We start from the raw sequence: 10,997 nt of genomic DNA, 5'->3' as shown, positions 1-10,997 counted from the left end.
CCATGCCGCCTGCGTTTGATGCCGAGGGTGTATCAACGAAACCGATACAAACCGGTTTTTATGTGTTCGGTGAACACTCAAGGGATATAGACTTTGCGCAAAACCTTGCGACGCAGAAAATGGCCCCCAGCTACATATCCGCCGGAGAATATGACAAGGCCGAAAAAGGACTGCTCTCCAAGCTCGAGAATAATCCTGAAGACGCCCAGGCGTTGTTTGACCTGGGAAGGTGCTATCTTGCCCAGGACAGGATAGACGAAGCCGTAGCCGTACTCATTAGGAGTATTGCCGGAAAAGGCGCCAGCACCAAACCGGTAATGGACGCATGGGCGCATAACTTGCTTGGTGAATGCTATCAGAAGAAAGGTAAACCAGATACGGCGAAAAAGGAATTCGAGATAGTTATCGAATCGGGTATAGATTTCCAGAATTCCTTGGGGTTTGCCCGGGAACGCCTGGCTAAACTCCAGGGCGGATAGTAACGTCTTCAGGTTTTGAGGCCGCCCGAGAGAGCGGCTTTTTGTAACCTTTACGAGCCGATTTCGTCATCACCATTGTAAATCTCGAAAAAAATTGGAGATAATTATGAAAAAGATGTATCTATTGATCTTTAGTTCACTTTTATTTTCAGGCTGCTCGACCGAGCTGCCTGAAGCGGTCACGACGACGGATAATGGCCGATTCTGGGCGTTCGTGGATATTCCGGAAGTTGTCGAGGATTCAGCAGAGCTCCGATTGTGGGTTACCCTCCCGCCCCAGCACAGAGGACAGGTTGTAACCGTGAACGAAATTAATCCGGAACCTTATGAGATTGTTGAAGACACTCTTAGCGGCAATAGAACTGTATTCTGGAGGGTTACGGATTTCAAGAACAAGGAAGAGTTCAGCTTTTATTACGATTTCACGTTCACAAGATCGGAGGTCGTGACCGATGTTGATCCGTCGAATATAGAGCCTTATGATACCGCATCCGAGGAGTTCAAGAGGTACACTAAATCGGAGCCATGGATTGAACTCACGGATGAAATCAAAGCCAAGGCTAAGGAGGTGGCAGGTAGTGAGACCAATCCATATAACGAGGCAAGACTGATCTTCGACTGGGTCATCGCAAACATGCTCTACAAATACCCTGACGTTGAGGAAAGGGGCGCTGAAAAATCCTTCGAGCGCCTTTCAGGCGACTGCGGCGAGTTCAGCGTCGTCTTTTGCGCCATGTGCAGGAGTCTGGGGATACCGGCAAGAACCGTAACCTGCACGTGGCTCGACCAGCCCGGGCACCAGTGGGCGGAGATCCTTCTTCCGGGCTATGGCTGGATGCCGGTGGACCCATCTGTGGCTCAGATTTTCGCTGGGCTCACGACCCCGCCGAAATCCGACCTTGTTTTGTACTACGACGCAAAATACATGGGTATGCCTACAAAGGATTACAACTACCTCTTTGGAAACCTATACACGGAAAGGCTGATTCTTAGTGTCGGTAACAACATTGAGATAAACCATCCCGAACTCGGAATCTCGCGGACATTTCATTTCATGCAGCCTGGAGGACTGATATCTTATCCCTTGTCGATTGAAACCATTGGCCTGCCTTCAAAGACAACGTTTTCGCAGGCATACGTCTTTGGAGGAAAAAAATCGGATGTGGGATACGCAAAAAGACAAGCAAAAAAATACAAAGCGATAATAGTTGAATGAAATCCGATAACTGGGGCTGGGACGAGGACTGAATTCCTTCGCAATCGAATAAATTCTTCACATCGACCCTAACATGCTCTGAACCCAATCAAGGATAACAAGTAGCACGAATTTGACAAAAATAGCACGCTCAGGTATACTCAAGACAAAGTTCCGTTGTTTAAATAAGGAGATGTAATTGTCGAATCAGCTTCCAATCTTGCTCGGTACGGCCGCGACGATAGGTTTTATTCACACCCTGGTGGGGCCCGACCACTACCTTCCGTTTATAGTTCTCTCGAGGGCTAACAACTGGTCGGCTACGAAAACAGCTTTAATCACCATACTATGCGGGATCGGGCACGTTGCCAGTTCTATCGTTCTGGGATTCATCGGTCTGGCTCTGGGAATTGCCATTGCAAAACTCGAGATGTTCGAATCTATCAGAGGCTCAATCGCAGGCTGGGCTTTCATCGCTTTCGGAGCGGGATATCTGGCTTGGGGCTTGTACAAGGCAATCAGGAACAAGCCGCACAAGCACATCGGACATACAAAGGACGACAAGAAGAAACTTACACCATGGGTACTCTTCATCGTCTTCGTTCTGGGGCCTTGCGAACCGCTGATTCCGCTTCTCATGTTTCCTGCAGCAAAGGGAAGCACACTGGGTGTGATACTCGTTTCATTGGTGTTCGGCATTGTAACGATTGCTACCATGACGACAATCGTCCTCCTTTCGACTTTCGGACTTAAGTTTGCCAAGTTAGGAAAGCTTGAACGCTACGTTCACGCGCTTGGCGGATTCATTATTCTTCTCTCAGGAGTCGCCATACAGTTGGGTCTCTGATCGTTTGAGGTTGACAGAAGAAGTGATTCAGATTTAATAAACCATGAAGAAATTCTCTACGCTTCGCTGGTGGATCATTCTTCCGATTTATGTTTTAGTCGATGTATTGGCGACAGGTGCAGGTATGGGTGTGCCGTTCTTTTGCATTCTTTTAGGATTCCCGGTCGGCTGGTTCCTGGCAAGAAGGCATCTTTTATCAAGCAACGAGATTGGGCAGGTCCTTAAGAAGACGCTGAGGGATTCGCTCATAGCATCAGGGATCACTTTCGTAGGCATGACCGGCCTCTGGCTGCCTGCTGCCGCTGAGTTCTTTCATCCCGGGGCCAATATTCGAAATTTCGGAATTCCCATGATCCTTTATGAGCCTTTGCCCAGCTTCGTCTCATGGCTGGCGCTAATGATCATTATCTCACCCTTCCTGCAGTTGCTTGCGGCAGTTTTCGCTTCATTTTTGACAGTTATGAGAAGAACGGCAAGACACGAAACGAATCAGGGATAGTTGACACACGAGTGGGAAATGCTATATTAAGGTGTGAATCGGGCTTTAAAGAAGGAATTTCCTCCGTGATTCTACAATCAAGGATAAGGATTCTTAAGGATTTTCCGGCAAGTAACGGACCTGTTGCCTACTGGATGTCCCGCGACCAGAGGTCTGAGGATAACTGGGCGCTGCTATATGCACAAGAGACCGCAATTGAGCGCGGCCAGCCTCTCTGCGTCATTTTCAGTCTCAGAGATGAGTTCCTGGGCGCCGCGATGAGACAATACACTTTCATGCTTCGCGGTCTGGAGGAGACGTCAGGCACGCTGGAAAGAAAGGGTATCCCCTTCTTCCTTCTTCGAGGCAAGGCGGAGGAGGAGATCCCCCGATTCGTTGAGAAACAAAATGTCGGGGTTCTTGTTACCGATTTTGACCCGTTGAGAATCAAGCGTGAGTGGAAAGAAAAGGTCGCCCAAAGAATCCGGATTCCTTTTTTCGAGGTCGACGCGCACAACATCGTTGCATGCTGGCAAGCGTCGGACAAGAAGGAGTACGGGGCCTATACGATAAGGCCTAAGATTAACAGGCTCCTGCCCGAGTTCATGGAGGAGTTCCCTGAATTAGGAGGGCACCCCATCCCCTGGCCGCACGAAGCCCCCGAAATAAACTGGCAGGATGTAAGACGAAGTTTGAAGGCCGATTCTTCGGTCGGTAAGGTCTCTTGGCTTAAGCCCGGAGCGAGTGCAGGGTCAGGGATGCTAAGGGATTTCATCGAAAACCGCCTTGCCGTATATAAGGAAGCGAGGAACGATCCGACCAGCAAAGCCCAATCGAACCTCTCCCCCTATTTGCATTTCGGACAGCTGTCAGCTCAGAGGGTGGCGCTGGAGATTATGAAATCTTCGGCTCCTCGAGCGGCAAAAGACGCCTTTCTTGAGGAACTCATTATTCGAAGGGAGCTGGCGGACAATCTTTGTTTTTACGAACCCCGCTACGATTCAGTAGAGGGTTTCCCCGAATGGGCAAGGAAGACTCTCAACGATCACCGGATGGACCCAAGACCCTATCTTTATTCCATTGAGGAGTTCGAGCAGGCAAGAACGCATGACGAACTGTGGAACGCGGCGCAGATTCAGATGGCTGCGAAAGGGAAGATGCACGGCTACATGCGCATGTACTGGGCCAAGAAGATCCTCGAGTGGTCGGAGTCGGCGCAGGAGGCCTTAAGGACTGCCGTCTACCTTAATGACAAGTACGAACTCGACGGCAGAGACCCCTCAGGTTACGCCGGCATAGCCTGGTCGATAGGGGGACTGCATGACAGGGCATGGGGAGAGAGGCCGGTATCCGGCAAGATAAGGTACCTGAGCTATGAAGGATGCAAACGCAAGTTCGACGTAGACACCTACGTCAACATCTGTTTTGGAGAAGCAAATGCCCTTAATATGTAATTCTATCCTGTGGACCGTGATTGGCTATCTTTCCGGCTCACTCATGTTTTCAGCATGGCTGGTAAAACTTTTCAAGAGTAAGAATATCTCTCAAGTTGACGACGGCAACCCGGGCGCCTCCAATGCCTTCAGGGCAGGCGGTGCATGGATTGGCATACCTGCGATGTTTCTCGACTTTATCAAGGGCGCAGTGCCGGTTGGGCTCGCCTACTGGCTATTCGGTGTCTCCGGCTGGTGGCTGGTTCCTGTCACCCTTGCGCCTGTTTTAGGCCACGCTTTTTCTATCTTTCTCCGTTTCACGGGCGGTAAAGCTGCAGCAACGACCTTCGGCGTGTGGACAGGGCTTACGCTGTGGGAAGGACCGACATCCTTCGGTTTGTCCGTACTTCTGACTATGCCTTTCATAAAAATAAATCTATGGTCAGTAATCATAGCTCTAATGCTTTTTGGAGCTTACGTCATTCCCAAAGCTGTCATTACGAACCAGTATCACCTCATTGCCATCTGGCTCGGCAACTTCATCATAATCTTCATCAAATATATACCGCACATTAAAACGCCTGTCTTACCGAGGCCGTGGCTGGAGAGATTGCTTTGTTCAAAAAATGCTTAAGCTCATCTTGACAGACTTCTGGCTCCAGCACCAGGCAAGCCTCGTCGTCTTTCTTGCGGTGATAATCGCGATAGCAATCGTAAATGTTTTTGCGCTAAGGAGATTCAAACTAGGACGATATCAATTTCCAAAGATACTGCCAAAGGTTTCGGTAATGGTGCCTACGCGCAACGAGGAGAAAAATATTGGACAATGCATCGAGTCGCTTCTTGCACAGGACTATCCTGATTTCGAGGTCATAGCCCTCGACGATCAATCGACAGACAGAACGTGGGAGATACTGCAGAAATTCAGGACGGTTCCAAGACTTATCCTTATGCAGGGGAAAAAATTGCCTGATAGATGGTTCGGCAAACACTGGGCATGCCATCAAATGACAGAAGCAGCCTCAGGTGAAATATTTCTTTTTACCGACGCGGACACGAAACATAAGCCCGATTCAATAAGCTCCGCAGTCGCGGCTCTCATCGCCGAAAACGCGGATCTTTTAACCGCCCTGCCCCGAGAGGAGACTGGGTCCTTCGGCGAGGCTATGCTTATCCCTGTCATGCCCTTTGCGATCCTCGGATTCTTGTCCATACCCTTCGCACACGCAGTTAAATGGCCTATATTCTCTGCAACTGTTGGTCAGTTCATGATGTTCAAGCGTAAGGCATTCGAGGCGATTGGCGGGTATCCCGCCATAAAGACTAAGCAGGTTGACGATATGGCTTTCGGCCAGCGCATAAAAAAGCTCGGGTACAGGTGGAGATTTTTCGACGGTCAGTCTTCGGTCGTCTGCAGGATGTATGGAGGTTTCAAGGAATCTTTTCTCGGTCTGGGCAAAACGGTATTCTCCGCATTCGGACGCAGGATAATTCCTTTTCTTTTCGTGTGGACATTTCTCTTTACGGTTTTTCTTGAGCCGTTTGCCGTCATTGCTGTAAGATTATCAGGAGGTCCGATAACTGACTTATCACTGTTGATTGCGTTGTCCGGGATTCTGGCTTCAATGCTTCTCTGGACAATCACCATCCTCAAGTTCCGGTTTCCCTTCTGGACGGTCTTTCTCTATCCGGCGACCTTCGCGCTGACACTCATTATGGCTTACTATTCGGTTATCATAACACTTTCGGGAAAGGCAACCTGGAAAGGGCGAAGGCTCTAGCTATTACTTGCCTTCTATCTGTTTTAAAAGCTTTTGCGACTCAGGCTTTGAGTAGTTGTAATACTCGGCGGGCACTGTAGGGTTGTTGAGACCCAGACACTTTTGAAGAAGCTTCCTCGCCTCAGCAAACCTCTTCTCCCTTATGTAAAGACGGGCGAGTGTTACGTAGATCATGGAGTTGTTCTGGTCAGATTTGAGCGCTTTGTTCAGGTAATCGTGCGCGTCCTTCGACCACACCGGGTAGAAGTTCGAGGCCTCGGCATACCAGATCCCCAGACCATGCAATACACCTGAATGGTTGGGATTTATTGTAAGTGCCAACTCGAATTCTTCCTTGATTTTTTTAATCTGGATAAGAAAATCAACAAATCCCCTTGTCTGGGCCGTTATACCCAGAATAACCACATAGATGTAGTGCGCGTCTGCTTAAGCCGGATCTTCATTCACAGCCTTGTCGGCGTAACTAAGCGCTTCTTCATAAATATTAAGCTTTTCGTCTCTTGTGTTTCTAGTCTCGGCAAGTGCAAGTTTAAATCTTGCTATCATCCAAAGAGCAAAGGCGTTTTCCGGTTGTTCTTCAAGGACTTGTGAACAAATATTCACCCCTTTCTTTAAGTAACTGCTGTCCGGATGACTGTACTTATAATAATCGGCTTTCATAATCGCATCTTCATGCCCAGGAACAAGTATCAAGAAAAGAATGGAAAGCGCTCTCCCTGACATATTAACATACGATACACCGCTTGATTATAAAGCCAACCTAGAGCAAAAGATTGTAAAGCCTATGGACAATCAATTAAACAAAATATATGAAAAACAATAAAATCTATTCCGCTTGACAATATTAGGATTTTGAGTATAAATTGAAACTGGGAGTTTCATGCTCAATGTAATGGTTTGGACCCTCATCGGGTTTATTGCAGGGTCGCTTATGTTCTCTTACTGGCTGGGAAAGATATTCCTCAAGCAGGACGTAAGAAACTACGGGGATTCAAACCCGGGAGCGGCAAACGCCTGGAAAGCGGGCGGTCCCAAAATAGGCTTGCCTGGCGCGGTTCTTGATTTCGCCAAAGGCGCAATTCCTGTAGCGCTCGCTCATTGGCTATTCGGTATTGATGGATGGAACCTCGTGCCGGTTGCGTTAGCTCCAATTTTAGGGCACTCCTTCTCCCCTTTCTTGAAGTTCAATGGCGGAAAAGCAATCGCAGTAACCCTTGGCGTATGGTCGGGTATAACGATATGGGAGGGCGTTCTCGTACTCGGCATTCTCATCGGCATTTTCTATGTTATAATTGACCAGCCGTCATGGTCAGTGATTCTTGCCATGTTTGCATTTCTGTGCTACCTCGTCTTTATGGGGATATTCATAAGAGGCGCAGATTTGCCTCTTTGGGCAATATGGACCGGGAATCTGTGTATCTTAATATTCAAGCATAAATCCGACCTCAAGCAAACGTTCAGACCAAGACCATACATACTAAGAATTTTAGGAGGGCTGCGTGGGTGACGTATGGGTTTTGTTACAGATCCTCTCTATTTTTTTTCTCGCGGCTTTAATCGTCATTGCGGTTACAAACCTGCGCAATTTCAGGAAACTTGAATCGTATCCGGAAACCAAACACCTCCCGATGGTTTCAATACTCGTTCCTGCTCGTAACGAGGAGGCGAATATAGCCGCCTGCATTGTCAGCCTCCTCAGTCAGGATTATCCCAACTATGAGGTTGTAGTCCTGGATGACGAATCGACCGACAATACATGGAAGATACTGAAAGCAATGATGGCAACCGATAAGCGCCTGAGAATAGTTAAAGGCAAGCGTCTGCCTCCCGGATGGATAGGCAAGCCATGGGCGTGTAAACAGCTTATGGATGCAGCCGCAGGGGATTTACTTCTTTATACAGACGCTGACACGCGACATAACCCAAGAAGCCTGCGGTTTGCAGTTTCGGCTTTTTTTAGCGAGAAGGCCGATTTTCTAACTGCCTTGCCTAAGGAAGAAGCGCTTACCCTCGGAGAGAAACTCACGATTCCCATTATGTCATTCGGCATCTCCACTTTTTTTCCAATGACGATTGCCCATAATTCCGCTTCTTCTTTATTCTCCATCTCGGTTGGTCAGTTCATGCTCTTTTCCCGCAAAGCTCTCGAGGCAGTTGGAGGTTTTGAATCCGTAAAGCATTGCGTGCTGGACGATGTCGAACTCGGACGCAGAATCAAGCAATTCGGACTTAAATGGAGAATGCTTGATGCAGTTAACATGGTTAATTGCAGGATGTATTCGAATCTCGAAGAGGTTGCAGAGGGCTTCAGCAAGAATCTTTATGCAACTTTCAGGAAGAAGATACTTATATACCTGCCTGTCTGGATGTGGCTTTCTCTCGTGTTCATCTTTCCGTTTGTCTTATTGGGTCTGGTTTTTGCAGGTGGAAAGATTCCAGCGACGAATGTACTTCTGGCTCTCATCACTGTTCTTTTTTCTTTTCTTGTCTGGAGTATTACCCATCTGCGTTTTCGTTATCCATTGTATCTGACATTTCTGTATCCTGTGAGTGTTTTCCTTTGGGTTATTATGGCTATTCGCTCAATGTTGATGACCATTACAGGCCAGAACATCTGGAAAGGCAGAGCAATAGAAACCGAGAATGCGGTTGAAGAAGGCGAAGAAGTCCATAACGAATACAAAGAGAAAACGTTATAACAGGTATCAAAAATCTCTACCGCGATACCACTAAAACCGATCTTCGATACCGTCTCAATAGCTTATTGACCTATTTGGGATTGTGGGTATATTCCACTTTATGATTAATGCCTTGTCAATCGATCTTGAAGAATGGTTCTGCGGACACATACTTGAACAAGGTTTGAGCAGAAATGATTGGAATTCCCAGGAATTAAGGGTTATTGCTAACACAAAAAGGCTTCTCAATATACTTGATGCCCACAATACAAAGGCTACCTTTTTTGTTCTCGGCTGGCTTGCCGAACGGGTGCCTGACTTGGTCAAAGAAGTTGCCAGACATGGCCACGAAATCGCCTCTCACGGGTATTCACATGTTTCGCTAACCGAAATGACTCCGGATGAGTTTAACGCTGATTTGAAAAGATCATTAGAAATTATTGGAGATATTGTAAGCACTCCAGTTTTAGGGTACCGGGCACCTTCCTTTACGATAATTGAAGACACATCCTGGGCATTCGAAATTATGACGAGACACGGAATCAAATACGACTCTTCGATTTTTCCGATTGGGTTTCATCCTGACTACGGTGTAGGTGATTCTCAACTATCTATCTACAAGATTACAAACGAGATAACCGAGGTCCCTGTGAGTGCAGTTGAAGTAGCTGGACAAAGGATACCTTGCGGAGGCGGTGGGTATTTCAGGCTTTACCCCTACGGTTTGACAAAGACATTACTATCCCGATGTAATAAAGAAGGGAGACCCATAGTTTTCTACTTCCATCCATGGGAACTTGATTCAGGGCAACCCCGCATCGGCTTATCTCTACTCAACAGATTCAGACATTACCATAATCTTGATAAGGCGCCTTACAGATTTGAGAAGCTGCTTGATGACTTCAGATTCACCAGCGTAAGTGAGGTTTTAGGGATATGAGAATGCTTACCCAAAGAGAATACTGGAGCATAGAAGCCTTGAATTTTGATGCCATCTACTCCCACCAGAAAAGCAAACTCGGCTCGCAACTGGACAAGGTTTTTAGATGGGCCATGTATAAGCGATTCGAGTATGCAATGCTTAAATCTGAACCCATTCATAAAAAGACCTTTCTCGACGCAGGCTGCGGTACAGGACTTTATTCGCTGGAACTCGGCCGCAGAGGCGCTTTAAGAGTAGTTGGCATAGACGTCTCACCGACAATGCTTACGATATGCCGAAACAGGGCAAAAGCCGAACACCTCGACGCAAGGACAGACTTCATACTCACGGATATAATGGATTTCAATACTGACCACTTATTTGATATCTGTATAGGCATGGGTCTTCTGGATTATATAAAAAACCCATTGCCAGCCCTGATACGTATGAGAAAATTGACGAAAGAAAAGGTCATGCTGAGCTTTCCGGTCTTGTGGAACTGGCGAACGATTCCTCGCAAGATACGATTGCACTTAAGAGGCTGCCCTGTTTATTTTTACACGGAGAGAGACGTTCGCAGATTGATGAAAGACGCAGGATTCAGACACGTGGAGATACGGCGGATGGGTCCTATGTATTTTGTTACCGGTTCATAAATCAGAGAGATACTTTCTAACTCACGAAATTTTAGGACGATAAGAAAAGACCCACCTTTCAAGGTGGGTCTTACAATAGCTCGGCGGCGACCTACTCTCCCACGCCTAAGGAGCGCAGTACCATCGGCCCTGGGAGGCTTAACTACCGTGTTCGGGATGGGAACGGGTGATCACTCCCGGTATAACCGCCGGAAAATTCTTAACCTACACACATCACAGTTTGTCCAATATAACCTTTCTTCCCTTCTGAGATTGAATTATACTTATAAAGAAACCGCTTGTCAAGTTTCAAGAAACTAGTTCAGGCTTTAGCGCTTCCAATCACGATTTCAAAGTCAGGATTAAAGGTATGAGGTCAGGTTTCATGCTCAAATGCTGGTCAAAAGCTGGTCAAAAGATGGTCAAAAGATGGTCAGAAATGGGACAAAACCCGGGGTCCCCGCGAAATTGCGAAGCGATTTTGTGGGGTAAAAGTTGCCCCCCTTATGAAGGGAAGAAGGGGGGAAGGAAAAGGGGGACAGTTCGATT

At 47.4% G+C, this 10,997-nt stretch carries 13 protein-coding genes and 1 rRNA gene; 11 read left to right on the top strand and 3 right to left on the bottom strand.

Annotated elements, in window-relative coordinates:
- The 7 genes from GX441_08985 to GX441_08955 all read left to right on the top strand — a co-directional run.
- The coding region (locus GX441_08985; protein ID NLI98773.1) for a tetratricopeptide repeat protein at positions 1-479 on the top strand (479 nt) is incomplete at its 5' end.
- 106 nt (positions 480-585) lie between these two features.
- Positions 586-1,695 carry a transglutaminase domain-containing protein gene (locus GX441_08980; protein ID NLI98772.1) on the top strand — a complete coding sequence of 370 codons (1,110 nt, stop codon included), beginning with the start codon at positions 586-588 and terminating at the stop codon, positions 1,693-1,695.
- A gap of 178 nt (positions 1,696-1,873) precedes the next feature.
- Positions 1,874-2,521, top strand: coding sequence for a hypothetical protein (locus GX441_08975; GenBank protein NLI98771.1), 648 nt, complete (start codon positions 1,874-1,876; stop codon positions 2,519-2,521).
- A gap of 43 nt (positions 2,522-2,564) precedes the next feature.
- Entirely contained in the window at positions 2,565-3,020 is a 456-nt protein-coding gene (locus GX441_08970) for a hypothetical protein (protein NLI98770.1), read from the top strand.
- Positions 2,906-4,453, top strand: a complete 1,548-nt coding sequence (locus GX441_08965) for a deoxyribodipyrimidine photo-lyase (GenBank protein ID NLI98769.1) — start codon at positions 2,906-2,908, stop codon at positions 4,451-4,453. Before GX441_08970 ends, GX441_08965 begins: the two co-directional genes overlap by 115 nt.
- Positions 4,437-5,066: a hypothetical protein gene (locus GX441_08960; GenBank protein NLI98768.1), complete on the top strand. Its 630-nt coding sequence runs from the start codon at positions 4,437-4,439 to the stop codon at positions 5,064-5,066. The genes GX441_08965 and GX441_08960 overlap by 17 nt, the downstream gene beginning before the upstream one ends.
- Positions 5,059-6,213, top strand: coding sequence for a glycosyltransferase (locus GX441_08955; protein NLI98767.1), 1,155 nt, complete (start codon positions 5,059-5,061; stop codon positions 6,211-6,213). Before GX441_08960 ends, GX441_08955 begins: the two co-directional genes overlap by 8 nt.
- A 3-nt stretch (positions 6,214-6,216) precedes the next feature.
- Here GX441_08955 and GX441_08950 read toward each other — a convergent pair whose 3' ends face one another.
- Entirely contained in the window at positions 6,217-6,534 is a 318-nt protein-coding gene (locus GX441_08950; protein ID NLI98766.1) for a tetratricopeptide repeat protein, read from the bottom strand.
- Positions 6,535-6,639: 105 nt separating this feature from the next.
- Positions 6,640-6,873: a hypothetical protein gene (locus GX441_08945; protein ID NLI98765.1), complete on the bottom strand. Its 234-nt coding sequence runs from the start codon at positions 6,871-6,873 to the stop codon at positions 6,640-6,642.
- Between the two features lie 220 nt (positions 6,874-7,093).
- Here GX441_08945 and GX441_08940 point away from each other — a divergent pair, with 220 nt between their 5' ends.
- From GX441_08940 to GX441_08925, 4 genes are all read left to right on the top strand, one after another.
- The gene (locus GX441_08940; protein NLI98764.1) at positions 7,094-7,720 is read left to right on the top strand and encodes a glycerol-3-phosphate acyltransferase; all 627 of its coding nucleotides are present in this window, start codon (positions 7,094-7,096) and stop codon (positions 7,718-7,720) included.
- On the top strand, positions 7,713-8,912 hold the full coding sequence (locus tag GX441_08935; protein ID NLI98763.1) for a glycosyltransferase: 1,200 nt from the start codon (positions 7,713-7,715) through the stop codon (positions 8,910-8,912). The genes GX441_08940 and GX441_08935 overlap by 8 nt, the downstream gene beginning before the upstream one ends.
- A gap of 100 nt (positions 8,913-9,012) precedes the next feature.
- A complete protein-coding gene (locus tag GX441_08930; protein NLI98762.1) occupies positions 9,013-9,831 on the top strand; it encodes a DUF3473 domain-containing protein in 819 nt (272 codons plus the stop codon).
- Between the two features lie 2 nt (positions 9,832-9,833).
- A complete protein-coding gene (locus GX441_08925; GenBank protein ID NLI98761.1) occupies positions 9,834-10,469 on the top strand; it encodes a methyltransferase domain-containing protein in 636 nt (211 codons plus the stop codon).
- 78 nt (positions 10,470-10,547) lie between these two features.
- Here GX441_08925 and rrf read toward each other — a convergent pair.
- Positions 10,548-10,662: ribosomal RNA gene (gene rrf / locus GX441_08920) — 5S ribosomal RNA — on the bottom strand.
- Positions 10,663-10,997: the final 335 nt, after the last annotated feature.

The sequence above is a fragment of the bacterium genome (assembly GCA_012517375.1).
Taxonomy (GTDB): Bacteria; Hydrothermota; Tepidihabitantia; order B3-TA06; family B3-TA06; genus JAAYVC01.
Note: the sequence above shows the minus strand (reverse complement) of the source record. Positions and strands in the feature narration are given on the sequence as shown.

Bases quoted from the DNA above. Each gene is read 5' to 3' on its own strand.
- GX441_08970 (NLI98770.1), top strand. From the start codon at position 2,565: ATGAAGAAATTCTCTACGCTTCGCTGGTGGATCATTCTTCCGATTTAT.
- GX441_08955 (NLI98767.1), top strand. From the start codon at position 5,059: ATGCTTAAGCTCATCTTGACAGACTTCTGGCTCCAGCACCAGGCAAGC.
- GX441_08980 (NLI98772.1), top strand. From the start codon at position 586: ATGAAAAAGATGTATCTATTGATCTTTAGTTCACTTTTATTTTCAGGC.
- GX441_08925 (NLI98761.1), top strand. From the start codon at position 9,834: ATGCTTACCCAAAGAGAATACTGGAGCATAGAAGCCTTGAATTTTGAT.
- GX441_08960 (NLI98768.1), top strand. From the start codon at position 4,437: ATGCCCTTAATATGTAATTCTATCCTGTGGACCGTGATTGGCTATCTT.
- GX441_08940 (NLI98764.1), top strand. From the start codon at position 7,094: ATGCTCAATGTAATGGTTTGGACCCTCATCGGGTTTATTGCAGGGTCG.
- GX441_08965 (NLI98769.1), top strand. From the start codon at position 2,906: ATGGCTGGCGCTAATGATCATTATCTCACCCTTCCTGCAGTTGCTTGC.
- GX441_08930 (NLI98762.1), top strand. From the start codon at position 9,013: ATGATTAATGCCTTGTCAATCGATCTTGAAGAATGGTTCTGCGGACAC.
- GX441_08945 (NLI98765.1), bottom strand. From the start codon at position 6,873: ATGAAAGCCGATTATTATAAGTACAGTCATCCGGACAGCAGTTACTTA.